Source organism: Sphingobium sp. SA916 (genome assembly GCF_002894065.1).
Classification (GTDB): domain Bacteria; phylum Pseudomonadota; class Alphaproteobacteria; order Sphingomonadales; family Sphingomonadaceae; genus Sphingobium; species Sphingobium fuliginis.
The window spans coordinates 1-22,332 of record NZ_LXYF01000048.1 but is presented as its reverse complement, the minus strand read 5'-3'; the positions used below and the strand labels follow the sequence as shown (position 1 = coordinate 22,332).

Annotated in this window: 26 protein-coding genes and 2 pseudogenes; 10 read left to right on the top strand and 18 right to left on the bottom strand. The window is 62.8% G+C overall.

All coding sequences use genetic code 11. The features are described from left to right. Window positions 1-3: 3 nt before the first annotated feature. The 7 genes from A8G00_RS15225 to A8G00_RS15195 all read right to left on the bottom strand — a co-directional run bounded on the left by A8G00_RS15225 (window position 4) and on the right by A8G00_RS15195 (window position 7,052). Window positions 4-1,095 (bottom strand): CaiB/BaiF CoA-transferase family protein, encoded by a 1,092-nt coding sequence (locus A8G00_RS15225; RefSeq protein WP_103001062.1) that lies wholly within the window; start codon window positions 1,093-1,095, stop codon window positions 4-6. Between the two features lie 3 nt (window positions 1,096-1,098). Beyond that, entirely contained in the window at window positions 1,099-2,580 is a 1,482-nt protein-coding gene (locus A8G00_RS15220) for an AMP-binding protein (protein WP_103001061.1), read from the bottom strand. Next, complete coding sequence (locus A8G00_RS15215) at window positions 2,577-3,677, bottom strand: hypothetical protein (RefSeq protein ID WP_244309809.1); 1,101 nt, start codon at window positions 3,675-3,677, stop codon at window positions 2,577-2,579. Before A8G00_RS15215 ends, A8G00_RS15220 begins: the two co-directional genes overlap by 4 nt. After that, entirely contained in the window at window positions 3,595-4,152 is a 558-nt protein-coding gene (locus tag A8G00_RS15210) for a hypothetical protein (RefSeq protein WP_103001059.1), read from the bottom strand. Before A8G00_RS15210 ends, A8G00_RS15215 begins: the two co-directional genes overlap by 83 nt. 56 nt (window positions 4,153-4,208) lie before the next feature. After that, the gene (locus tag A8G00_RS15205) at window positions 4,209-5,108 is read right to left on the bottom strand and encodes an SMP-30/gluconolactonase/LRE family protein (RefSeq protein ID WP_103001084.1); all 900 of its coding nucleotides are present in this window, start codon (window positions 5,106-5,108) and stop codon (window positions 4,209-4,211) included. Window positions 5,109-5,220: 112 nt separating this feature from the next. Continuing rightward, complete coding sequence (locus A8G00_RS15200; protein ID WP_171009955.1) at window positions 5,221-6,147, bottom strand: SDR family NAD(P)-dependent oxidoreductase; 927 nt, start codon at window positions 6,145-6,147, stop codon at window positions 5,221-5,223. A 194-nt stretch (window positions 6,148-6,341) separates the two neighbouring features. Next, entirely contained in the window at window positions 6,342-7,052 is a 711-nt protein-coding gene (locus tag A8G00_RS15195; protein WP_082718674.1) for a GntR family transcriptional regulator, read from the bottom strand. A gap of 184 nt (window positions 7,053-7,236) precedes the next feature. On the opposite strand from A8G00_RS15195, the gene A8G00_RS15190 reads away from it, so the two are divergent. Further along, window positions 7,237-7,512 (top strand): hypothetical protein, encoded by a 276-nt coding sequence (locus tag A8G00_RS15190; protein ID WP_103001057.1) that lies wholly within the window; start codon window positions 7,237-7,239, stop codon window positions 7,510-7,512. A 157-nt stretch (window positions 7,513-7,669) separates the two neighbouring features. Here A8G00_RS15190 and A8G00_RS15185 read toward each other — a convergent pair whose 3' ends face one another. The 4 genes from A8G00_RS15185 to A8G00_RS15170 all read right to left on the bottom strand — a co-directional run bounded on the left by A8G00_RS15185 (window position 7,670) and on the right by A8G00_RS15170 (window position 10,773). Further along, window positions 7,670-8,452 carry an SDR family NAD(P)-dependent oxidoreductase gene (locus A8G00_RS15185; RefSeq protein ID WP_103001056.1) on the bottom strand — a complete coding sequence of 261 codons (783 nt, stop codon included), beginning with the start codon at window positions 8,450-8,452 and terminating at the stop codon, window positions 7,670-7,672. Between the two features lie 16 nt (window positions 8,453-8,468). Next, window positions 8,469-9,323, bottom strand: coding sequence for an SDR family NAD(P)-dependent oxidoreductase (locus tag A8G00_RS15180; RefSeq protein WP_103001055.1), 855 nt, complete (start codon window positions 9,321-9,323; stop codon window positions 8,469-8,471). 8 nt (window positions 9,324-9,331) lie between these two features. After that, window positions 9,332-10,186, bottom strand: coding sequence for an SDR family NAD(P)-dependent oxidoreductase (locus A8G00_RS15175; protein WP_172451869.1), 855 nt, complete (start codon window positions 10,184-10,186; stop codon window positions 9,332-9,334). 101 nt (window positions 10,187-10,287) lie between these two features. Further along, window positions 10,288-10,773 (bottom strand): VOC family protein, encoded by a 486-nt coding sequence (locus A8G00_RS15170; protein ID WP_103001083.1) that lies wholly within the window; start codon window positions 10,771-10,773, stop codon window positions 10,288-10,290. A 214-nt stretch (window positions 10,774-10,987) separates the two neighbouring features. On the opposite strand from A8G00_RS15170, the gene A8G00_RS15165 reads away from it, so the two are divergent. Continuing rightward, entirely contained in the window at window positions 10,988-11,746 is a 759-nt protein-coding gene (locus A8G00_RS15165) for a ZIP family metal transporter (protein ID WP_025548404.1), read from the top strand. Window positions 11,747-11,950: 204 nt separating this feature from the next. Here the strand turns inward: A8G00_RS15165 and A8G00_RS15160 are convergent, their stop codons facing one another. Continuing rightward, complete coding sequence (locus A8G00_RS15160) at window positions 11,951-12,247, bottom strand: hypothetical protein (protein ID WP_226870466.1); 297 nt, start codon at window positions 12,245-12,247, stop codon at window positions 11,951-11,953. Between the two features lie 57 nt (window positions 12,248-12,304). Further along, complete coding sequence (locus A8G00_RS15155; RefSeq protein ID WP_167706850.1) at window positions 12,305-13,189, bottom strand: DUF1206 domain-containing protein; 885 nt, start codon at window positions 13,187-13,189, stop codon at window positions 12,305-12,307. 149 nt (window positions 13,190-13,338) lie between these two features. Here A8G00_RS15155 and A8G00_RS15150 point away from each other — a divergent pair, with 149 nt between their 5' ends. Beyond that, the gene (locus tag A8G00_RS15150; RefSeq protein ID WP_044660683.1) at window positions 13,339-13,662 is read left to right on the top strand and encodes a hypothetical protein; all 324 of its coding nucleotides are present in this window, start codon (window positions 13,339-13,341) and stop codon (window positions 13,660-13,662) included. 316 nt (window positions 13,663-13,978) lie between these two features. Here the strand turns inward: A8G00_RS15150 and A8G00_RS15145 are convergent, their stop codons facing one another. Next, window positions 13,979-14,551, bottom strand: a complete 573-nt coding sequence (locus A8G00_RS15145) for a lytic transglycosylase domain-containing protein (protein ID WP_253258010.1) — start codon at window positions 14,549-14,551, stop codon at window positions 13,979-13,981. Continuing rightward, entirely contained in the window at window positions 14,548-16,086 is a 1,539-nt protein-coding gene (locus A8G00_RS15140; RefSeq protein ID WP_367379459.1) for an AAA family ATPase, read from the bottom strand. Before A8G00_RS15140 ends, A8G00_RS15145 begins: the two co-directional genes overlap by 4 nt. A gap of 214 nt (window positions 16,087-16,300) precedes the next feature. Here A8G00_RS15140 and A8G00_RS15135 point away from each other — a divergent pair, with 214 nt between their 5' ends. From A8G00_RS15135 to A8G00_RS15120, 4 genes are read left to right on the top strand one after another with little or no spacing between them, the layout of a single operon-like run. Next, a complete protein-coding gene (locus A8G00_RS15135) occupies window positions 16,301-16,531 on the top strand; it encodes a hypothetical protein (RefSeq protein WP_216365623.1) in 231 nt (76 codons plus the stop codon). A 13-nt stretch (window positions 16,532-16,544) separates the two neighbouring features. Further along, window positions 16,545-17,399, top strand: coding sequence for a type-F conjugative transfer system pilin assembly protein TrbC (locus tag A8G00_RS15130; protein ID WP_253258009.1), 855 nt, complete (start codon window positions 16,545-16,547; stop codon window positions 17,397-17,399). Beyond that, window positions 17,371-17,970, top strand: coding sequence for a S26 family signal peptidase (locus A8G00_RS15125; RefSeq protein WP_103001051.1), 600 nt, complete (start codon window positions 17,371-17,373; stop codon window positions 17,968-17,970). Before A8G00_RS15130 ends, A8G00_RS15125 begins: the two co-directional genes overlap by 29 nt. 38 nt (window positions 17,971-18,008) lie before the next feature. After that, window positions 18,009-18,851 (top strand): conjugal transfer protein TraF, encoded by an 843-nt coding sequence (locus A8G00_RS15120; protein ID WP_253258015.1) that lies wholly within the window; start codon window positions 18,009-18,011, stop codon window positions 18,849-18,851. A 53-nt stretch (window positions 18,852-18,904) separates the two neighbouring features. Here A8G00_RS15120 and A8G00_RS15115 read toward each other — a convergent pair whose 3' ends face one another. Both A8G00_RS15115 and A8G00_RS15110 read right to left on the bottom strand, forming a co-directional pair. After that, window positions 18,905-19,303, bottom strand: coding sequence for a type II toxin-antitoxin system VapC family toxin (locus tag A8G00_RS15115; RefSeq protein WP_044660699.1), 399 nt, complete (start codon window positions 19,301-19,303; stop codon window positions 18,905-18,907). Beyond that, complete coding sequence (locus tag A8G00_RS15110; protein WP_103001050.1) at window positions 19,300-19,551, bottom strand: AbrB/MazE/SpoVT family DNA-binding domain-containing protein; 252 nt, start codon at window positions 19,549-19,551, stop codon at window positions 19,300-19,302. Before A8G00_RS15110 ends, A8G00_RS15115 begins: the two co-directional genes overlap by 4 nt. 28 nt (window positions 19,552-19,579) lie before the next feature. Here A8G00_RS15110 and A8G00_RS15105 point away from each other — a divergent pair, with 28 nt between their 5' ends. Both A8G00_RS15105 and A8G00_RS15100 read left to right on the top strand, forming a co-directional pair. Further along, entirely contained in the window at window positions 19,580-20,194 is a 615-nt protein-coding gene (locus A8G00_RS15105) for a hypothetical protein (RefSeq protein ID WP_103001049.1), read from the top strand. A 94-nt stretch (window positions 20,195-20,288) separates the two neighbouring features. Further along, window positions 20,289-20,984, top strand: a pseudogene (locus A8G00_RS15100) (conjugal transfer protein TraH); the annotation flags it as partial. Here A8G00_RS15100 and A8G00_RS15095 read toward each other — a convergent pair. After that, a pseudogene (locus tag A8G00_RS15095) lies at window positions 20,983-21,339 on the bottom strand (chromosome partitioning protein ParB); the annotation flags it as partial. The pseudogenes A8G00_RS15100 and A8G00_RS15095 overlap by 2 nt on opposite strands. A gap of 88 nt (window positions 21,340-21,427) precedes the next feature. On the opposite strand from A8G00_RS15095, the gene A8G00_RS24825 reads away from it, so the two are divergent. Then, window positions 21,428-21,709 carry a hypothetical protein gene (locus tag A8G00_RS24825; RefSeq protein WP_146032597.1) on the top strand — a complete coding sequence of 94 codons (282 nt, stop codon included), beginning with the start codon at window positions 21,428-21,430 and terminating at the stop codon, window positions 21,707-21,709. The last annotated feature ends 623 nt before the right edge of the window (window positions 21,710-22,332 follow it).

Sequence of the window (22,332 nt, the reverse complement as noted above, 5' to 3'; positions counted from 1 at the left end):
CCGTCAGCTTCCGGCCCAGCGCTCAAGCGCGGCATCCGCATCCGTACCCAGGGGCGGGTTTACATCGCCAATCCTGCCCGGCGTCTCCGACAGGCGCGGCGCGGGCGCGGCCAATGCCAGATCGCCCAACGCTTCATCCGCCACATGGATCAGGCTCCCGCGAGCGCGCATATGAGGATCGGCCAGCATATCGTCCAGGCTGTTGACCGGCGTCACCGGAATACGCCGGGCGACGAGCTGCTCCACCAGCGCAGCCTGCGGCACGGTGGCGATCCAGGCGGCGACGCAGGCATCCTGGTCGTCCCCCTGCCCGCCCGCCAGCGCCAGCAGATCGGCGGCATGCCGAGCGGTGCTGGCGGAGATAGCGACATATCTTTCGTCGGAGGTTCGATAGACGTTGCGCAGTACGCCGGGCAGTCGCGACCCGCAACGTTCGGGTGAGCGGCCCGGCTCCCATCTTTGCGCCGCATGGGCGACGATCTGCAATATCGGTTCGTAGAGGCTGGCGTCCACCTGTTGCCCCCGTCCGCTGCGGTCGCGCCAATAAAGGGCAGAGAGCGTGCCGATCACCGCGCTCATCGCGCCCACGGCGTCACCCAAGGCTACGGAAGGGAGCATCGGCGGACCGTCTTCCGTCCCCGTCAGGAAGGTCAGGCCGCCAAAGCCTTCACCGATCGTGCCCGATCCAGGCCGGCCCCGATAAGGACCGGTGGCGCCGAAGCAGGACACGGAAAGCATGACAAGCCGGGGATTGACCGCCGACAGGACTTCCCAGCCAATGCCCCGCCTCTCCAGTACGGCGGCGGGATAATTTTCCACCAGCACGTCGGCTTGCGCCACCAGCGCCTTGAGCCGGTCGATCCCCTCTTCCGAACGCAGGTCCAGCGCCAGGCAACGCTTCCCCCGCGCGACCAGCGGCCACATCTTGCTGCCACGGAACAGGTCGCCTTCCGGCGGCTCGATCTTCAGCACATCGGCGCCGAAATCGGCCATGATCGTCGCCGCAAGCGGCGCGGCATAGAGCGACGCCATGTCGATGACCTTCAGCCCCGCCAGCGCGCCGGGCGGGAAGGCGCCTTTCCCCGGTTCCTCCATCCGTCAATATGCTCCCGTTTCCCGCGCTTCGCCGGCCAGGAAACTTTCCCGCAGCCTGCGCTTCAAGATCTTTCCCGTTTCCTCGCGCGGCAAGCTGGCGCCGACGACCAGATGACGCGGAATCTTGTAGCCGGCGATGCGTCCGCGCAGGAACGCTGTCACCTCATCGGGGATCAGCGCCTCGTCGCTCTGGAGATACGCGACCAGCACTTCACCATATTCGGCGTCCGGCACGCCGAAGACAGCGCAATCGGATACCGCGGGATGCTCTAGCAAGGCAGCCTCCACCTCTGCCGGATAGATGTTGACCCCGCCGGACAACACCATGTCCGCGCGCCGGTCGCACAGGAACAGATAGCCTTCTTCGTCCAGCCAGCCCATGTCGCCGCAGGTAATAAGGCCGTCATATTCGACGGCGGCGCGCTTTTCCGGATCGCCGTGAAAAGTGAAATCGGGCGTGCCGTGGATGCGCAGGTAGATGTCGCCCGTTCGCCCCGCCTCTGTCCATTGGCCGTCGTCGCCACGAATACGGACTTCACCAGTCAGGACAGGTCGGCCGACGCTGCCGGGTCGAGCCAGCCATTCCCGAGGACTGATCTTCGTGACGACGCCGGTTTCGGTCGATCCATAGGTTTCATACAGGACCGGCCCCCACCAGTTCAGCATCGCCCTTTTTACTTCCGGCGCGCAGGGCGCGCCCGAATGGACGACGTGACGAAGGGTGGAGAGATCATATCGGCCCTTCACCTCTTCGGGGAGGCGCAGCAGCCTGACGAAAAGCGTGGGCACCAGCGCGCCATGGGTCACATGATGCTGCTCGATGAGCCGCAGGCAATCCTCCGGATCGAAGCGCTCCATCACCACCACCGTGCCCCCGGCGGCGAAAGTCGCCATCAGGATCGCCTGGCTGAAGAGATGATAGAGCGGTCCCGTCACCAGCGCGACATTGCCGGGCGCCGTGTCATGGATGACCGCCAGCACACGGGCGCGCTGCGCCGATTCCTCGCCTGTCGCGGGCAGGCGCCTGACCGCCTTGGGCTTGCCCGTGGTGCCCGACGTGTAGACCATGGAGGAACCGAGACCGTTGCCATGGCCCTCATGGGCTTCATGGGCAGCGATCCAGTCGTCATAATCCGGCTGCTCGCCCGTACCGCCGACGGCGATCACGCGCAGGCCTTCGGGAATATGGGCGCCCAGCCCGTCCAGCAGGTCGGCATGGCCGATCAGCAGCCGGGGCGTCGCGTCGCGCAGCACATAACCGATCTCCGTCGGATGCCAGTGCCAGTTGATCGGCACGCCATAGGCGTCGAGCCTGCGCACGGCCAGATTGGCTTCCAGCACGGCAAAGTCGTTGCGCAGCAACAGCGCCACCGCATCGCCCGCGCCGACGCCTGCCGCCGCCATCGCCCTCGCCAGCCGCGCCGCCCGGTCGAGCAGTTCGGCGCGTCCGCGAATGCGATCGCCGACGATCACATCGCCGCTCATGCCGTCTCGATGGGCCGGGTCACGGTGAGGCAGGTGCCCCAGCTATGCAGCATCGCGGCGTGCAGGCCGCCTTCCCCTCCCGCGACCATGACCAGCACATCGTCGGGCGTCGGCACCAGATGCACGCGCCCGTCGGGCTTGATCCGACCCAGATTGCCGATGGGATCGCGATATTCGGGTCGGAACCAGTCGATCGGCAATGCGCATCTGTCCCAGATATAGGCCTGCACATCCTCGATCCTGGGGTAGGCCTTCGCAATCACCTCCGCCCAGATCGGGTTGATGACGCACAAAGTCTCCGCAAAGGCCGAGGACGGCAGGAAGCCGTTTGCGCCCGGATAGGCCATGGATTTGGCGATCATGTCGAGGAAACCGTCGGCACTGTTCGCCACCACGTCGCAGATATTGGCCGTGCCCATCGCGCCGTAAACGGTGACGGCATCGCCTCCTACGCCGCGACGTTCAGCCAGCGGCGCCCAGGGAGAGCGCTCCTCCCATTCGCCAAAGACGATGCCGGCGACACGCCCCGGCGTGCCATAGACGCTTTGCGACGTCGAACCGATCAACTGGCCCGCCACATTGCGCATGATCAGACGGATCGCCCGGCCGATGGCCACCGCTGGACCGGCCACTCCGCCCAGGCAACCGGCCTGACAGGGAATGTCCAGCCGGTTGCGGATGGACCCGTTCACGATCATGGCGGGCACCACCGACCCGGTCGTGGCATTGAGGCCGGCCAGGTCGAACCTGGGGTCCGCCATCGCTTCTATCGCCGCGCACAGTAGCGGCATCGCGTCGCCCGTGCAGCCGGCCATAACCGCGTTGATCGCGATCTTCTCCACCGTGCATTCGGCGCACAGCGGCGGCAACACGGCGATCAACTCGTCCGGAAAGCGTCCGCCCGCGATCAGGAAGTCCTGCACCCGCTGCTGCGTCGGCGGGATCAGCGGCAGTCCGTCACCCCAGCCCTGCGCCATGGCGAAATCGTTGAAGGCGACAATGTCATCCTCGACCTCATGCCGCCGACTGCTCAGCCAGTCTGCTTCGCACCCCGAAATTCCGCAGGAACGATCGATAGTGGTTTCGTGCAATGTCATGGACCTGTTCTTTTGGAAGAATGTCGAGAGGATAGGGAAGGATGTGAAGGCGCAGGCCCGACCGGCCGCCCCGTTTCGCCAGATTATGGGCCAGCCCTTCGAAATGCGCGGTCGCCACCGCGATGGTCGGGATGCCGGTGGCTGCCGCGGTCAGTGCGTCCGCGATGGTCCAACTGGTGCAGGACCCGCAATTGCCCAGTCCGACGATGGCCATGTCGCTTTGCGCCAGTAGCGCGCCATAGTCGCGTTCGGCTTGCTCGCCCTCCCGGCCCGTGCGGCCGCAACTGCGCCAGAAGGTCACTTCGGCGCCTTCGGCCCGCAAGCCTTCGGCCCAGATCTCGCTGACCCAGTCCCAGCTACGCCACAGCATATCGATGCGGATGGCGATCTTCTTGCCCCTCAGGACGCCGGCATCCGGACCCGGCTCAGCCAGATCGTGCGCCAGCGATGCAGTGGGATCGAGAATGATGGTCATGTCGTTACCTCCGCCATCTTTTTGCATGTTGCATGCAAATTGTCAAATTGGGCATGTCAGAAGCGGTATTTCGGCTCCTCAATGCCCCGAACGCCCGTCTCGATCGCGAAGAGGCCACCGGCATGACTGCCCAGGGGCTGATCGCCGGGAAGATGGCGGTGAGCGGCGGACGTCAGATAAAGCGTGGCCAGTTCCGGCCCGCCAAAGGCCACCTTGGTCGGTTGCAGAACCGGCACGGCAATCTCCCGGTCCAGCCGTCCGTCCGGCATATAGCGCGCCACCGCGCCCTTCATCAGCAGGCAGACCCAATAGCCGCCCTCCGCATCCACTTCCGCCCCGTCGAAAATCCCGTCGCCGCGATCCCGCTCCGTGAAGACACGGCGGTTGGAGGGCGTGCCGGTCACGATGTCATAGTCGAGGGCATAGACCCGCCCGGCGGGGGAATCCGCCAGATACATGATCCGCCCGTCGGGACTGAAGGCCATGCCGTTGCTGCACGTGATGTCTCCGATCACCTCGGCCAACCCGCCGCCGTCCAGCCGATAGACGGCAGCGCGGCCGGCCACCCCGGTCTGGAAATAGGAAAGGTCGACCGAACCGATCAGATAGCGACCCTGCCGGTCGCACCGGCCGTCATTGAAACGGTGGGTTTCGACGGGATAGGGCGGCGGCGCGGCGACCGGCGCCAACGTGCCGCTGGCCCGGTCGAAATCGAACAGGCCGGTACGCAGCGCCACGACAATCGGCTCGCCCGCGCCGCGCAGCGCAAAGCTGCTGACATGGGCGGGCATCTGCCAGCTTTCATTGCTCCCGCAGGCCGGATCGAAGGCATTGAGCCGGTGCGCCTCCTGATCCACCCAGAACAGCTTCTGCTCCGCCACCGACCAGACCGGGGTTTCGCCCGATTCCGCCCTGATGTCCAGCACGCAGCGCGCCGGGGCGTTACCCTCCTGCATCTTCTTCTCCTTCATCCGGCGCCTGTCAGCTCATGGTGGTTATGCCGAACCCGCTTCCGTTGATGGCTGCGGCCTTTCCTGCCAGGCAGCCATATTCTGTCGTTTCACCGCTTCAGAACAGGCCGGCCTTGCCGCCAGTCCAGGGAATATGCACGAAATAGCGCTCGGTCTGCGCCCAGAGCGTGGGAATCATGGTGGGTTTGCTCAGGTCACGAATCAGGTCGATATTGGCGGCTATGCTTTCAGGGGTGATCGCCGGATCGAACAATCCGTCATTGTCGAAGATCGCCAGCCGCGCGACGCGCCCACCCCCAACGTTGAAGACTTCTCCGCAGAAGTCCAACTGCTCGCTACTGAGATAGGCAATCAGCGCCGACACCTTCTCCGGCTGGAAATGGGTGCGATACCAGCGCGCCAGATCTTCGTGCGACGTTTCCGTAAGGCGGGAGGCGCCCGTGGGGAAGATGCCGTTCACCAATATATTATGCGGCCGCCCGTCAAAGGCCGCATCATGGGTCAGCCCCAGCAGCCCGGCCTTGCCCGCTGCATAGGGCCCCAGATGTCCCGCGCCCAGAACCGCCGACGACATGACGTTGACGATGCGTCCGAAACCCTGACCGCGCATCAGCGGCCAGACCCGACGCAGCAGCATATAGGGACCGATGAAATTGGTCCGCAGCACGCCCTCTATCTCTTCATCGGTGAAGGCATCGGGCTCACCGATCAGCGATCCGCCGGCATTATTGATCAGAATGTCGACCCGGCCGAAGGCGTCGAGCGCATGTTCGACGATGAGCCGGGCGGACTCGCCGGTGCCGACCATCTCGCCGTCCGCTTCCGCCTCACCTCCCGCAGCGCGGATTTCATCCACAACCGCTTGGGCATGGGAAATGGTGCCGGGCGTCAATGTGGACTGCGCGCCGCCATAGTCGTTGACGATCACCCTCGCCCCCCGCGCGGCGAGCAGAAGGGCATGAGCCCGGCCCATGCCTCGCCCCGCCCCCGTGACGATCGCGACCCGCCCGTCCAACCGAATCATCCCGCTTCCTCTCGCCTGTCCATATACATGCAACATGCAGAGGGACGACGCCGCCATATCCGCGTCCAAAACATCGCCTATCCATTATATGGGGGCGTCCCTGCGGCGGAGCGGTGGCAATAGTCCACATAAGGCGGCCCAGCGCCACGAGCGGGGCCACAACCGGGATCGGCGAATATGGAAGGGTCGCAGCCTCAGTCCTGGCCGGCGGATTGCAACTGGAATGCGCGGGTGCGCTCGATATGCGCCCGCATATGCCGTTCGGCAGCGTCGGGATTGCCGGCTTCGATCGCGTCGATGATCGCCTTGTGATCCCGCAGCACGGCCCGTCCGCTCCAGCCACGGGCGCGAGAGAGCCGGCTGTTGAGTACCCGCAATTGCTGGTCGATCTGCACCAGTTGCCGCGCCAGCCGCATATTGCCCGCACCCTCGCGGATCATGCCGTGAAAGGCGGCGTCGAGTTCGACATGAGCAGCCAGATCGCTTTTCTCCACCACGATCTCATGCTGCGCGAACAACGCCCTAAGCCGGGCAACGCCTTCCGCATCCATGCGCTCGGCCGCACGGCGCACGGTCATGATCTCCAACCCTTCCCGAATGTCGAGCAGATCGAGAATGTCGGGCGTGCCGCCTGCGATCACCGCTACGCCGGTCCTGGCGCGGGGTTCGACCAGCCCTTCCCGCTCCAGCGCGATCAGTCCTTCGCGCGCAGGCGTACGGCTAACCCCCAACTGCCGCGCGATCTCCGGCACGCTCAAATGAGTGCCGGGGGCCAGTGCGCCTGAAAGTATGGCATTGCGCAGCCGCTCGGCAACCATTTCCGTCAGCGCCTCCGGCCGGGTCAGCGGTTCGAAATGCCCAGACGCCTCCAGCTCCCCGTCGGCATATTCATGTTCCTTCTGCATGCAAAGCTCCATGCTCCCAATCGCAGCTGGTTTCAACGCAAACCGGGCCGCCGTGCCAATTGCGGGCATGAGGATATGACCACGGCAATCTTCAGATAGGCGATGGCATGCTGAACGGATCGGATTCATTTTGTTTGCTGCCGGCCGGCATGATAGCGCGCGGGCAAACGATCATGAGGCATATATGAAGTATATTTTTGCTCTTGCGGCTGCCCTGTCCCTTTCCAGCCCGGCGGCCACGCAGGACGCGCCCGTCATCAAGGCGCGCACGATGGTCAAGACGGCCGATGGCGTCCGCGTCGGCTTCATCGATCGCGTCAATGCGAATGCCGAGGGCGCCCCGACCTCCGTACAGATCATCTACAAGGGCCGCTTCGTGTCGATACCGGCGGCAACCCTGTCCAATGGGGAAAAGGGACTGGTCACCAGCCTGACCGCAGCCGACCTCAACAAGCTCTGACCGGGGCGGAAAATGGCATGGCGCATCATGCGCGTCATGTCATTGCGTTCGGCATCTTATCCCGGCCCGGAAAAGCGCAACCCCTCGTCGGGCGCCAGATGGCGGAGCTGGACGAACTTGCCCGGCTGCCTGCTTGGGATGCCGACCCCGCCTTCGCTCACCGCTCCGCACCAGGTTCGAAGACCGCGGCGGTCAGATGCTGGCCGCCGTCCGCCAGCACGCGATGGCCCAGGATGAAGCAGGCCTCGTCCGAAACCAGGAACATCGCCGCCCCGCCCACATCCTCCACCGGGTCGGCAAGGCGCGGCATCGCCATATTGGCGATCAGCGTATCGACGCTCTTGCCCTTCTTCGCGCGATAATCCGCAAAGACCGCAATGTCCGGCACCGCCGGCTGGAGGAAATTGACGAGAATGCCATCCTTCCCCCATTCGACGCCTGCCGACCGGGTAAGGCCCGTCAGCGCGAAGTCCATGGTGACGGCATCCGTCACGCCCTCATTCGCCGTCGGACCGTAGATCGAACCCAGGTTGACGATGCGCCCGCCGCCCGCCGCCTTCATGTGCGGATAGACCGCCTGCATCATGTTGAGCGCGCTCAGCAGCACGTCATTGAACGCTGCGGTGAAGTCGGGCGCCGCCTGCCTGTCCGCCAGCCGGTCCCATTTCAGCGCCGCGTGCGCGCCATTCAGCATTATGTCGATCCGGCCATGCGCCCCCACTACCGCATCGGCCAGCGCCCGTGCGGCCTCGGGGTCGGAAAGGTCGGCGCTGCGCGCCTCCGCGCCGGGAATAGGGTGGGCGGCCGCTTGCGCCGCTTCGTGATCCTTGTCGACCAGCACCACCTTTGCGCCTTCACGGGCGAAACGGAGGGCGATGCCCCGCGTCACTTCATTGGCCGCGCCGGTAACGATCGCGACCTGCCCTTCGATCAATCCCATCCTGTCCTCCCCGCGCTCAGGCCGTCAGTTCGACGGCCGCCTGGCTGTGCCCCTTGTGGATGTCGGTGCCTTCCTCATGCATCTGGAGCGGCGCGGTCGCCCATACGCCGCCGTCGACGCAGAAGACCTGCCCGGTGATGAAGCGGCCATTGTCGCTGCAAAGCCCCAGCACCGCGCCGGCAATGTCGATCTCGCAATCGCCCATGCGACGCATCGGAAATTGACGCACGCTGGCTTCGGCCATTTCCCTGTTCTGGTCGGCCCAGCTTTTATAGGCCCAACTGTCGCCAGCCGGCGTGATGCAGTTGACAGTGATATTGTCCTTGCCGAATTCCCGTGCGGCGCTGCGCGTCAGTGCTTCATTGGCGGATTTGGTGATGTTGTAATCGCTGGCATAGGGCTGACCCCAGATGTTCCAGTGGCTGGAGAAATAGATCAGCCGCCCGCCGCCAACCTTGCGCATATGCGGAACCGCGGCGCGGCTGGTCCAGAGCGACTGGTAGAAGCCGGTCATCAGCGTCATGCTGTAATCGGCGTCGGGCTTGTTCTCGATCGACCGGACAGGCGCGATCCCCTGCGCATTGTTGACGACGATGTCGAGCCGCCCGAATCGTTCGGCCGCATTATTGACCAGATCTTCCATCTGTTGCCGGTTGCCGACATCGGCGGCGACGAATTGCGCCCGTTCCGCAGCGCCGGAAAGCTGCGCGATCAGCGCTTCATTCTCCCGATTATTTTCCGGGCTGCGCGAGCAATAGACCACTGCGGCGCCTTCCTTCAGGAAACGCAGCACGATGCCTTGGCCAATGCCTTTCGTGCCGCCCGTGACGACCGCCACCTTGCCGCTCAGGCGCCCATGCGTCTGCATCATTTCCCTCCTCAAGCTGTTTCGATCAGCGGCTTGCCCGCCGTCATGCGCCACATGTCTGCGACTACCGGCAGGTGGATGGTCTGTCCGCCGTCCACCGCCAGCAACTGGCCCGTGATGTAACGGGCCGCATCTGACAGCAGGAACAGCGCGGCCTGCGCAATATCGTCCGGCCGACCAAGATAAGGCAGCACATTATTGTCCAGTGTCATCTGGAAGAACCGGTCGCCCATATTGCGTGTCGTGGGCGTGTCGATGAAGCCCGGCGCTATCGTGTTGCAGCGGATTCCCCGCTTGCCATAGGCGGTGGCGATCGATTGGCTCAGACTGTGCACCGCCGCCTTCGAAGCCGCATAGGCGGGAACGGAGCCAAGCGACAATATGCCGGCGGTGGACGAAATATTGACGATCGCCCCGCCGCCGCGCTTCAACATCTGCGGGATACAATATTTGGCGGCCAGCATCGGCCCGCGCAGGTTGACCTCCAGCGCGCGGTTCCAGATGGCGACGTCCATCTCATGAATCTCGCCATCGGCACCGGTCTGATCGGGCGCGTTGTACGACACGGTGTTGTCGAGCAGATCGACACCCCCAAAGCGCGCCACGGTCTCATCGACCATCATCCGGACCTGCGCTTCGTCGCGCATGTCGACCCGTAGCGCCAACGCCTGTCCACCGGCCGCTGCAATGGCCCCCGCCGCGGAGCGTGCATTACCCTCGTCCAGATCGGCAATCACCACCGCCGCGCCTTGCGTAGCGAGCAACTCGGCTGTCGCCTTGCCGATGCCCGATGCGCCGCCCGTCACGACAGCCACCTTGTCCGCCAATATGGGCTGCACGGCTCTCTCCACTCGATGATATTTCACCAAGTTTATTATATGGCCATGAAGATGATCAATATTACTGGGGATTCCATCACGGATATGAAGGTGAACGGAAATTCGCCAAATATATAGAACGATCGTTCTTATGAATTGCCTGTTATCGTGCGCGGAACTGCGTTGAAAAAGGCCTTGCCGGCCTCCTCCAGACGGATGAATTCCGACCATAGGCCCAGATCGCGGCGCGTATCGGCATAGCTATAGTCCAGCACCCCCGGCATGGAACCCGCCATCGGTACATCATAGCCCATGCCCCGAAGCCGGTGGAGCATCGCCTGATGATCGTCGATCAGATAACCGAAATGATGTAGCCGTATCGGCCCCGCCAAAGCGGGTATATGATCGTCATAGATTGTCCTCTGCATCGGATCGGGTTCGATGATCTCGGTCATCACATCGTCGATCCATGCAAGCGCAATCCGCCGCGTCGGCGCCGGTCGGCCGTCGATCGCCGGCGGTTCGTTCACCATGAACTCGACCGGGCCGAATTTCGCGCGGAACGCGGCAACAGCGGCGTCCGCGTCGCGGGTGACATAGCCGAACTGGAAAAAGCCCTTGAAGAAATTCTGCACCCTGTCCTCCGCCGCTGCGACCTTATGCCAAGATAGGTACTATCAAGAACCTATGCTGACAAGCGAGCCGGTCCCGGGCGGGTTCGGCAGCGCGAGGCCCTGGCCCAAGCGGTCGTCCAGCAAGCGCGCATGGGCGACATAGGCGCGCCGTGAAATGGGGCGGCCCCAGCATCCTTTATCGCCCCTTGCCGTTTCAGAATGAGGGAGAGCATCGATGCATGGAGCCTTGGAAGCGGGATTTTGGGGCCTGGTGGGCGGATCGGCGCTGTTGATAGGCGCGTGCATCGCCTATGTGGCTGATCTTCCGCAACGGCTGATTGCCGCGATCATGGCGATTGGATCGGGCGTGCTGATTTCGGCCGTGGCCTTCGACCTGATGGACGATGCCTATGCTCGCGGCGGCTTCGATTCCACCGCCTTCGGATTTCTGGCCGGGGCGGTCGTCTACACGATTGCGAATGTGGCCGTGTCGCGGGCCGGTGCCCGGCATCGTAAACGGTCGGGTTCGAACCCGCACGAGAGCCAGGCGCCGGCTGCCGGGAATTCCGGGCTGTCGATTGCCGTCGGCGCCTTGCTGGACGGCATTCCGGAGTCCGTGGTCATAGGGGTGAGTCTGCTGCACGGCGGCGGCGTCAGCATGGTCACGGTCATCGCCGTGTTCCTTTCGAACGTTCCCGAAGGCCTTTCCAGCGCCGCGGGAATGAAGAAGGCGGGCCGGGGCCCCGCCTATATCTTCGGCGTCTGGGGAGCTATCGCTTTGGCTTCCGGTCTGGCGGCGCTGATCGGCTACATCACTCTGGCGGGCGCAGATCCGGATCTGATCGCAGCCACCACCGCCGTGGCAGCAGGAGCCATTCTGGCCATGCTGGTGGACACGATGATTCCGGAAGCGACGGAGGAAGCGCATGAATTTTCCGGCCTCATCGCCGTCGCGGGATTCCTGATTGCCTTCATATTGACGAAGCTGGAGTGAGCGGGGCCACAGATGAACGGGAAAATGCCAGCCTCGTTCATCTCCGGTTCCACATGCAGGACCGACGCCCATGCACGACACGGCGTCCAACCCTCATGTTTGCGGGTAGCCGACGACTTCGCAAGGGAAGGCAGGCCCCCTGCCATAACAAAACGCCCCGTCCCTTTCGGGACAGGGCGCCGGCGCTGAATTTACAATCGGCCTTTATTCTTCGCCATTATCCTTCACGCCCACTGTCGGCACGTCGATGGTTTCCTTCTTGGTGCCGACGACGACCGCCTTGGAATCGACGTCCACCTTGGGAAGTTCGCCGCCCTTCACACTGACCTCCGGAACATCTCCACCGGAAACATCGGCTTTCCAGAAGCCGGTTGCGAACAATATTCCGACAATCGCCAGAACGATGATCAAGGCAATCGCAACGGTCCGCCCGCCGCGATGTTTATGAACCACGACACGGTCATCCGTATAGCGATCCCTGTGAACTTCTACCATCTCCATCCTCCTCCTTAAGAGACTGGGGAAACAATCAGGCCTTAATTCTTGTTCCCTTTCCATTCATTGTCTGGCCGTCCGGGCAATTTCCCGAAGCTGCGAACCGTCGATCCTGACATGGCGATATAGCGCTTCCACAATGCTGAACAGGCCGAACAGCGCGAGCCCGCTCGCGACGATGAAGAGCAGCAGCGGCCCATGCTCCTGATCGCGGAGCTGCCTGAGGGCCGCGCCCAACCCGCCCGCCTCGTCGGGATCGGCATGCAAGGCAGCGTTGATCACGAACCAGCCGATCATGGCGAAGACGATGGCGCGGGCCGCATAGCCGATCCGTCCGGCCCAGCGCACGGCTTCCGGCACCGGCACATCGGCCGCGAGTTCGTCGAAACGGCCCTGATAGGCCTTTACCGCCTGTGCGAGCGCAATGAAGAAGAATATGACCCCGCAAATGACGAGAACGGCCTGACCGCCCGGCTGATCGAGCAGCCAGGCGGACCAGCCTTGCGCCGTCCGGTCGCCGGGACTTCCTTCGGCTGCCGGCGCCTTGCGAAGCACCAGGTTGACCGCCGCCAGGGCGAGTGCCCCGTACACGATTCCACTCATGGCATAGCCTGCCCGTTCCAGCCTCCCCTTCAGGCTGCGGCTGCGATGTTCGGGGTCGAGAGCGGCTTCGATCAAGCGCCAGAGCGCATAGCCCGCGAAACCCGCCGCGCAGAGCAGGAGCAGGAACGACCCCAGGCTGCTTTGTGAAAGGGAGCCGAGAACGCCCTGATTGTCGCTTGGTTGGCCGCCGAGGCGCGCCACGTCTATGGCGAACAGTCCGATGAGAAGATACACCATCCCGCGCGCCGCGAACCCTATGCGCGCCAGTATCGTCAGACGTTCGCCATAACTCTCCGTGCCGTTCATCATCTTCACCATCGCATTGGAAGCAGGGTAACGCGGCATCGCCTGTGAAGTTGCCTCAGCCGCATTTGCCAGGCTGCACATGCGGAAGCAGGTCGGAAACCTGCCGGGCGCCCTCCATTTATCGCAAATCGATTGCCTTGCGCCCTCTCCCGCGCGAAGGAAGGCGACTGATAAAGAGGGGCGCATTCATGAAGCTTGGATCCTGTGCGTTGGCGCTTGCGATAGGTGCGGCCCTGCTGCCCGTGACGGCGCATGCGGACGACCCCAATGATCCGACGATGCGCAGCGCCGCAGCACGCGCACGCGACAGCGCGATCATCAGAAGGATGAATCAGCAGCAGCTCGCCTATGTCCGTCAGCGCGACGCCAGGATCATGCGCAACTACCGCCAGGCGCAAGGCGATCGCGACAGCTATGCCGACGCCCGCGGCGAATACGCGCAGAGAATGGCGGAATGGCGCCGGGCCGTCGCGGCCTGCAATGCCGGGCGCTGGGAATATTGCGCCGACTAACCCAACTGCCCGGTACAACATTGAAAAATAAGCTACTTTATTGCCACCCCTGTCGCAGTTTCCAACAAAATTCCAACAGTTGCGGCAAGCGACACTCTGGAACGCCATGGCACGAATGTCAAACGGGCGTGGATGGGGCAATCCACGTCCGATCTGAAAGCAACGCGCATCGCCTTTTATAGGGAGGCTCCAATCTGCCGCGAGGAAGCCATGGGAGGCTGTTATCTACGCGAAGAGTACACAAGCCAAAGTCAACTATAAGCCTGTAAATTTCACTCCCGCTGTCGGCCGTGCCGAACCGTTCGAAGTGCGAACGCTAGCGAGGTCCGAAAATAACCAAATGTGACTTCCTGAATTTTCGCTCCCGCAATGGCGAGGCGACGAACGCCTGTCGCTGGGTCAACATGATCGAGGCGATACTTCGCGAATATCGCATTTGTCGCCAGCGGGTTGGGCTGTGATAAATGCCCACTGCCCGCCAGAAATTCTTTACGTCGTGGAGCGCTGAGAGAAATATCCACCGGGCCGCATCGACATTGAAGCACGGATCATCCCGCAGCCACGACTTGATCTGCGATTCGCTCCGCCCGATCATTCGGGCGATTCGAGGAACCCACCAACTGTTGACCTGCATCGGCCCCAGGTCGACGGAACCATCCCTATTCCTGACTTCTGCACCAATCCATCCCCCCTCCTGCTTCCTCAAGGCCCGCAGGGTTTGGGCAAGCCATGGCCGGCCGGACGCTGCCCGATGGATGCATTGATTGATCGCCTTCTCCGCCGCCAGCATGTCCGGGTCCCTCGCCTCACCATAAGCTGGCGCTGCCTGAACGATCAGCGTGGAAGCGAAGCCGCCGGCCAGAAGCGTTGCACAACACCGCCTGATCATCGGTCGCGCCCTCGGTCCCTGCGCACCTCGGTCGTCCGATCCGGCTGTTTGGGCTGGGAGATTTCCGGCTGCGGCCGGTTCCGAAGCATGCGCTCGATGAGCGCCGTGAGGGTTTCCGTTGCGCGAAGCCCTGCGCCAGCCAGACCCTTGGGCTCGCTCCCTCGATCACGGCTTCTGCGTTCTGTGCGCAGAAGGGCCAGTTCACGCCGCTGAACGTCATAGAGGTCGTGTTCTTTCTGGATGCGGGCAGCTTCCCTTTCGAGCCGCGCCTCGGTCCCGCTTCGCCTGATCAGATCCAGCCCTTCCAGGGACGAGGTCTTCTGGCCGGAATTGCGCTTCAATTTCTCCACGAGGTCCGACCGATTTTCTGTCCACAGCGTCACGCTGGATGCCGCGCGCGTGATCGCGGTGTAGAAATTTTGTCCCGTCACCAAGGGTGAGTCGACTGGGGCGAGAACAAAGACCCGCGGGTAGGTTTTCGACTGGGAGGAGTATACGGTCTCCGCATAGCCGTGATCCCAGGTCTTGTATTTCGAGAGGTCGATCTCCTGTCGTTCGCCGGTTCGATCCCATCGGATCGTGGCCCGCTCGTTCTCCATGCGCTCGACCGTGCCCCGCTCGGCATTTTTCAGACCCAGTTCCTTCGTCGCCAGGCGCCATTGAATTCGATCACCCGTTGCGAGGCCCCGGTCCTGCACGTTGAAGACGCTGACCACGGAAGCGCGCGTTCGGCGCGGGTCCCAATGGATGATTCGGCCCTGCTGGTCTTCCAGCCTGACGACCTCGCGCCCGCTCTCTTCTCGCCCGAAACCGACGACCGCGTATTCCGTCTGCCGGGCGATCCCCAGCTGATCAACATCACGGTTGAACATGACGACCTGATCCTTGGAATAGAGGCGTGCCATTCGACGCTCCTCACTCGTCAGAACCGCTGGCGCGAGGATTTTCAACGGCACTTCCTCGACAGCGATGAGACCTTCCTTCTGAAGCCCGCGCCGGACATTTGCGTTAACCGTGATCCGGGTCGCGTTGTCCAGAACAAGGATGTTCGTCGCGGCGCGCGTTTCGGGGGCCAGTTGCATCCATTGATCGACGAGATTTTTCGCAAGCTTGCTCGCTTTGTCCCCGCTCACGACGCCGTGCAGAAAGCCGATCGCCCGCGCATATTCTCCAAGGCGCGCCTCCTTAACCGCCTTCATCATCTTCTGATTGTTCTGCTGCCGCAGCGATTCGGAGAGCTCCGCCTTTGGCAATCCAAGCTGCTGAAGAAGCCAGAATGCCTTCCCTTGTTCGATCGCGCCTGTCTGCTTGTTGTCGCCGAGGAAGAGAATCCGAGCGCCGGTCTCCCGACTGAGTTCCAAGAGCCGCAGGGCCTGCCGGTTGCTGAGCTGCCCGGCTTCATCGACCACCAGAAGATCGCGAGCGTCCAGTTTCCGTCCGCCCGACACGATCAAATTCATGACCGTCTGGGAGGGAATTTTCGCTTTCTTCCCGAGTTCTGCTGCGGCCGATGAGGTCGGCGCGAGGGCTTGCACCCGGACATCCGCAAAGGCGGGTTCGAGATGGACCGTCACGGCCAATGGCGTTTGAAGCCGCAGGTGGCAGATACGCTTCAGCGGGATGTTCAGGCTGTAATGTCTCAAACAGGATGGACCCGCTCACTTGCTCGATCCGCAGACCATCAGATTTCCAATGACGTCACGTTCAGCGCAGACATTTCAGGTCGCAGCTTGGAGTTTGGAAGGACGAATGGTCGAGGCAACCCGAAGGCTGGGCCAACTGAAGGCGTTCGCCAATGGATGGGGCGACGTGAAGTCGCCCAACTGCCGCGGCTTCACCGCGCAGGAGTTCCAGGCCCTCGACTTCAGCAAGATGGACCTGAGCGAATATTACACCGAGATCGAAGCCCGCTCGGCCGATCTCATCCAATCCGACATGGAGGAGCGCGTCGATGCCTATCTCAACGCCGTCCAGAATTAGGCTGATCACATCCGTGACATTGGTTGCCAGCTGCGCGATCGCGGCAGCGCAGGCAGCACCGGAAATAGCCCAGCCCAAGGCGAAAGTGGCTTCGACCGCCGAGGGTGAGAAGGCCATGGAAGCCTTGGCGGACGCGCAAGCACGGGCGCGCAATGGCGCCAATGCGGACAAGTCGATCCCGTCACCCAAGATCTTCACGCCTTCTCCTGCCCTGCGCAAGCGCGCGTTCGACGCCCTTCGCTCGGACAAATCCGATCCACGCCTTGAGGAACGGGCCCGCGCGGCGCGAAAGGCGGGCGAAGCCCAGCTTGCGCGGGATCGCGAGGCGATGAGCAAGCGGCTGGCGGAGGCCCTGGGGCTCGAGGCCCCATCGACGATGGCGGTCGCGCAGGCCGTCGCGCCGAATGCCCCAGGCGCATGGGTGCCGGTTCTCTTCGTCTCATCGTCGATGCCGCTCGCTACGCTGCGGACCTATGCCGGGCAGCTTGAACGGGCGCGTGGCGTGCTGGCCTTCCGCGGTATGCCGGGTGGCCTGACCCGGGTCGGCCCCATGGCGAAGCTCTCGGCGCAGATCCTGCGGCTCGATCCGGGCTGCGAAGGGCCGGCCTGCGCGATGCGCGATGTCCAGCTCATCGTCGATCCGATCCTGTTCCGCCAGCATGGCGTGGCCCGTGTGCCTGCACTCGGGATGCTGCCGGGTGATCCGACCAAGCCCTATTGCGAGCGGGAAGAGGAAGGGCCCGCATCAGCCAAGGCCAGCCACCTCGTCTATGGCGACGCGGCGCTCTCCGGGATGCTTGAAACCTACGCCCGTCTGGGCGGAAAAGAGGAGGTCCGCGATGCTGAGACTCGCCTGGAACGCCGGTAAGTTCGTCTGGCCCTGCGTTCGCGATCTTCCGCGCCACGCGGCCGCGGCCCTGCAGTCGACCGACCCCGATCAGCCTTTCGCCCAAAGCCGGCTCACCAAGGCGATCCTGATCGTGAGCGCCATCGCGCTGTTCGTCTGGTGGGCGCTGTCCCAGCTCATCTGGGTCAGAAGCCCCTCGATCGACGCCTGGGCGGTGCGAAAGGTCGGCGGCACGGTCGAACGGCATGATCTCGTTATGTTTGAGCTTCGCCATCCGCTCGCAGGGCCTCTGCCGATCACCGTCACCAAATATGCGCTCTGTATGCCGGGCGATTACCTCGCCTCCTACACGATGCATAGCGACCGTTTCCCCAAGCATCTCGAAGCCGCCTTCTTCTGCAACGGAAGCCTGATCGGCGTCAGCAAGCCTTATGGCCACGCAGGGCAAAGGCTGGACTATTTCCGCTGGAAGAACGGCTCCGTGCCCAAGGGTCAGGCCTATATCGGCTCCTCCTACAAGGACGGGTTCGACAGCCGCTATTTCGGTCTGGTGCCCATCTCGGCGCTCACACGCATGGAGCGCGTGCTGTGATCCGCCGCGCCCTCCCATCGCTGATCTTCGCCGCAGCGCTGGTCAACCCGACAGCCGGCGTGTGCGAAACCTTCCCTTCCACGCCCACCAAGGTCCGCCAGGGCTATTGGTGGTATGAAGCGCCGCCTGCGCCGGCAGGGGCCGAGCAGGAGGAGGCGATCGAGAAGCCGACCATTGCGGCGATGGCGGAGCTTGCCAAATGGTCGCCGCCCCGCATCCGCAAACTGATCGAGGCCCAGCGCGATTATGCCGCGACGGTGCTGACGGTCGAGGCGGTCTCAGACTTCTGGCGGCTACAGGATTTTGCGCGCCGCAAGGCCCGCGCCTTCGCCGGCGTCACGCAGATCGCGATGCTGACCCACCCGGAACTCAATTCTAGGTCCGCCAATCCCATGGTCGGCGACGCGCGCGCGGCGCTGGGTGCGGAAAAGGAAGCCGCCCGCCGGGCCTATCTACGCGCCAATGCCCGCGGCTATGCGCTTGTCATGTTCAGCCGGACGAGCTGCGGCTATTGCCGCGTACAATGGCCGATCGCCCAGCGGTTCCAGGAAGAATATGGCTGGCAGGTCATACGACAGGATCTCGATGCGCATCCTGAGCTTGGTCAACGGTTCGGCGTCGAGGTGACGCCAACGACCATGGTCATCAAGCGCGACAGTCAGCAGCGGATGATCATCGCCAGCGGGGTGGAGGCATATCCCAATCTCTCGGCAATGGCCTATCAGGCCGTGCGGCTATTGAACGGCGACATCCGGCCCGAGCAGTTCATGACGGGCGCAGGCGAGGAAGGTGGCTTCTTCGACGCGCTCGCCAATGGTCCGGTTTCCGCCAGCGCGGCCGATGATGTGCCCGGCGCCACCGAACAACGGGCTGACCGATGATGAGCGCGCCCTTCCCTTTGAACTCCACTTCATGGGCTGAGCGCATATCCCTCTCAATCGGGATGGGCGGCGTTATGCCCTGTGGCCTGAAGAAGCTTCACGGCCTTTTTGTCAAAGCTCATGAAGACATCGGCGCCCAACCACTGGCCATCATGGGCGATGACGCCATCGGCAAAGTCGCCTCCAGCATCGAGCAGAGCCAGGCCAGCTTCTGCCGCTCCGCGATCCATGACGACGTTGCCGGCGTTCAGCAGCAGCCGGACAGAATTCGCGATCTCGGCAGAGCTCAATTTGTAGCCGACCTTGAGAACCCAGCAGAACTCGCAAAGCGCGGACAGCGGCACAGCGACCAGTTCCGCGCTCGACACGAGCTTACGGGCAATTGGTCCTTGTTTCGCATCATCCTGGGTGGCCGCGCGAACCAGAATGTTGGTGTCCGCCGTGACCTTCACAGCTCTCCGGCCCAGCCTTTGCCGATGATCTCGTTCATTTCCTCGATCGAAAGGGACCGCTGCCCTTCCCGCTTCAGCGATCCGCAGAAATCGGCAATGCTTCCCGAAGGCCGCTCGGCCCGGATTCGGATTTCGCCTCCCGGCATCTTGTCGATGCTGAGCTTGTCGCCGGGATGGATGCCCAGATGCTGGAGCAAATCCTTCTTAAGCGTGATCTGCCCTCTGGCGGTGACGGTGAGCGCGTTCATCCGGGTGGTCCTTTCCATTCGCCATGTAATGGAAACTTCCATTACATTCAAGCTGAGAGCGACTGTGCCCCTCTTGCCCCTCGCATTGCTGGCCATTCCGGCGCAGGCGCCCGCCGCCGGAAATGACAGGGTAAAGGCTGAGCGGGCAGCGATCCATCCTGTCACGCAAGCCCGCGAAATGATCGCCTGGCTTGCTCGGGTTCCGCGCACCCGGGAATTTCCATCGGATCTGGACGCGACATTGCGGGCAGAGGCGCAGACCTTCGTGGTCGAAATGAGTTCGGCGCCCGGCTGTCTGCCCTGTGGCGATCTCTGGGCGCGCCTTCTCCGATTCGGCCACGCCTATGGCTGGCAGGTGCGCACCATCCCTTCGAGCGAGGCGCTTGTGCGCTCGGGCCGGCTTGGCCTTCCATGGGTCGGCCATCCGGTTCTGTGGGTGCGGCCTGCCAATGATCCGGTCCGGCTCGTGCCAGCAGCAATCGGCACCGATCATGACGAGAATCTTCGGCGGAACATCTATCTTGCCGCGAAGATACTGACCGGCGTCCGACCGGAAATCGGCCTGCGCGCCATGTCGAAATATACCGGCATCGTCGCGCCCAGCGGCGCAGCCACCACCTCACCTCAGCGCAAAGGCAACTGACCATGGCGGGTCTCAGCCCTTTCCCCCACAGACAAGGATACCCGCCATGGCACCTATCTCTCGCCAATTCCTGATCTGCTTCGCAGCCCTCGGCATGACATTGACCGCGCCAACAGCCCATGCCCAGGGCTGGGCGGAAAGCTGGTTCGACAATGTGACCTATACGAGCCCCGGCAGCTTCGAAGATCAGACCCGTGGGTATGTGACGGCGGGCGGCATGTCCGGCCGGGTCGACGTTCATAACGACTATCTGATGAGTCTCACGCTTCCCAAGGTGAAGGCCGGCTGCGGCGGCATCGACATGTTCTTGGGCGGCATGTCGTTCCTTGACCCCGACTATCTGGTCCAGAAGCTCGAAAGCATTCTTCAGGCCGCCCCGGCGGTCGCGTTTCAGTATCTGCTCGAAACGCTCGATGAGAAAATGGGCAATATCATCAGCAAGATGGAGGCCGCGACCAATTACCTCAATTCCATCCAGGTGAATGACTGCCGCCTGTCGAACCGCATGGTCCAGATCGCCAAGGGCGACGACAATATGTCGGGGATTATCGAGGAGATGACCGGCTATCGCTCGGTAAAACAGGGTTTCGCCAAAAGCTATCAGCAGAGCCGGGAAAAGATCGAGTCCAACTCCAACAATCCCACCGAAGATCTGAAGGACGCGCTCTCCAACTGCCCGGCGGAAGTCACCGACATCTTCCGGACCGGATCGCTCCTTTCCCATGCCGCGGCGCGCGTGGGCGCGAGCGGCTGGGCAGGCGTCATGCGGGCGCATGTGGGCGACGTCTATGCGTTTCGAAGAGCGCGCGCTGGGCCGCGGAATTGAAGGGACAGGTCATGCATTCGGTCTTGTCGAAGCAGGCGCTGGCGAGATCCTGCGTGACACGCATCAGGAGATCACGCGTCTTCGCGACGTCGAGGCCAGAGCCGAGGATCGTTTCCAGCGCCTTGTCCTGCTTGTCGGCGGGGACGGCTGCGAGCAGTTCGGCGTGCCCCACCTTGATCCGGCGCTCATCCAGGGCAAGTTTCACGGTTTCCGAGAGGTTGGCCAGCGCAAGGCGGCGATCAAGCTTGGCCTTGGACCAGCCAAGGCGCCGGGCGGCCTCGGCGCGGTCGTTATGGCAAGCGGCGAGGACACGGACAGCCTCGCGTGGGGAAAGTGGATTTCAATTGACTGGTAGGACGGCCGACACGGGATCCGGTGCCACAAGGGCTTCATCAACTATAGACATCGTGAATTACGACGTTCGTTCGGCGATTGCTAACGCCGAACAAAGCGCAGCCAGATCGAGCAATCCGCATCAGTCCTTCATTCAAGAACTGAGCAAACAGATCCTCGGCCCTGAAGGCCTACGCAATCGCTACCTCAGCCAAGCTGATGAAAGTCGGGGTACTTTTGACCTCACAGCCCCCGTGACAAGCTTCGAGCAATCGAAGGTTCTCGGCACGGGAAGTTTCTCGGGTGACATTGGCTATGGTCCAGGAGACGGCGACCCGACCTTCAAAAAGCGCTAAGGATCACCGTAAAGTCGGCGCCGAAAAGAATCGCTCATCGGATTCATTGGATGCCAATGCCAGTCAGGGTTTCCGGAATCAGTCGGGTCATTCCCGCGGCGGCGCCTACGCCATTCACATTCATCCTCGGTAAGCGGCAGCATCGGACCAAATCTGTATGTCCAGGCGGCGCGAAAATAGCCAAAGCCGAGGCCGCCTATGAAAAGATAGGGGTTCAGGACCAATGCCATCGTGAGCGTCGCGACGCCCTCATGGGAACGCAAAAGCTCGCGAGGAAGAAGGTATGATCTTCGAATGGCCTTAATGCGCGAAGTAGAGCTTCGATCCTTGATCGAAGCGAAGGTACGAGCACTCAACCTGAGTGCGGAACCATTTTTCTCGGCAAGACAGCTGCTCGCTGACGTGGATCAAAAATCCGTCGGGCGTTAGATCAGCAGACATATACTGGCAGCCGTTGAATAGCGGTTGTCCGATATGATTCCCTCCGGAACCTACCGGAACTGTCAACGGCGGTCGGATTTTAGGCCAGCGCGGCGGAGTAAAAGCAGGCCAGTGAATGTGGCGCGGATGATATGCAAAGGGCCCCGATCGGGGCCCTTTGCATATTGGCCGTTTTTCTGCGG

Coding starts and splice junctions, on each gene's coding strand:
- A8G00_RS15145 (WP_253258010.1), bottom strand. CDS start 14,551: ATGATCAGGCGGTGTTGTGCAACGCTTCTGGCCGGCGGCTTCGCTTCC.
- A8G00_RS15160 (WP_226870466.1), bottom strand. CDS start 12,247: ATGGAGATGGTAGAAGTTCACAGGGATCGCTATACGGATGACCGTGTC.
- A8G00_RS15195 (WP_082718674.1), bottom strand. CDS start 7,052: ATGCAGAAGGAACATGAATATGCCGACGGGGAGCTGGAGGCGTCTGGG.
- A8G00_RS15110 (WP_103001050.1), bottom strand. CDS start 19,551: ATGAACGCGCTCACCGTCACCGCCAGAGGGCAGATCACGCTTAAGAAG.
- A8G00_RS15105 (WP_103001049.1), top strand. CDS start 19,580: ATGGAAACTTCCATTACATTCAAGCTGAGAGCGACTGTGCCCCTCTTG.
- A8G00_RS15225 (WP_103001062.1), bottom strand. CDS start 1,095: ATGGAGGAACCGGGGAAAGGCGCCTTCCCGCCCGGCGCGCTGGCGGGG.
- A8G00_RS15185 (WP_103001056.1), bottom strand. CDS start 8,452: ATGGGATTGATCGAAGGGCAGGTCGCGATCGTTACCGGCGCGGCCAAT.
- A8G00_RS15215 (WP_244309809.1), bottom strand. CDS start 3,677: ATGACATTGCACGAAACCACTATCGATCGTTCCTGCGGAATTTCGGGG.
- A8G00_RS15135 (WP_216365623.1), top strand. CDS start 16,301: ATGGTCGAGGCAACCCGAAGGCTGGGCCAACTGAAGGCGTTCGCCAAT.
- A8G00_RS15210 (WP_103001059.1), bottom strand. CDS start 4,152: ATGACCATCATTCTCGATCCCACTGCATCGCTGGCGCACGATCTGGCT.
- A8G00_RS15165 (WP_025548404.1), top strand. CDS start 10,988: ATGCATGGAGCCTTGGAAGCGGGATTTTGGGGCCTGGTGGGCGGATCG.
- A8G00_RS15190 (WP_103001057.1), top strand. CDS start 7,237: ATGAAGTATATTTTTGCTCTTGCGGCTGCCCTGTCCCTTTCCAGCCCG.
- A8G00_RS15150 (WP_044660683.1), top strand. CDS start 13,339: ATGAAGCTTGGATCCTGTGCGTTGGCGCTTGCGATAGGTGCGGCCCTG.
- A8G00_RS15125 (WP_103001051.1), top strand. CDS start 17,371: ATGCTGAGACTCGCCTGGAACGCCGGTAAGTTCGTCTGGCCCTGCGTT.
- A8G00_RS15180 (WP_103001055.1), bottom strand. CDS start 9,323: ATGATGCAGACGCATGGGCGCCTGAGCGGCAAGGTGGCGGTCGTCACG.
- A8G00_RS15205 (WP_103001084.1), bottom strand. CDS start 5,108: ATGCAGGAGGGTAACGCCCCGGCGCGCTGCGTGCTGGACATCAGGGCG.
- A8G00_RS15200 (WP_171009955.1), bottom strand. CDS start 6,147: ATGATTCGGTTGGACGGGCGGGTCGCGATCGTCACGGGGGCGGGGCGA.
- A8G00_RS15155 (WP_167706850.1), bottom strand. CDS start 13,189: ATGCCGCGTTACCCTGCTTCCAATGCGATGGTGAAGATGATGAACGGC.
- A8G00_RS15220 (WP_103001061.1), bottom strand. CDS start 2,580: ATGAGCGGCGATGTGATCGTCGGCGATCGCATTCGCGGACGCGCCGAA.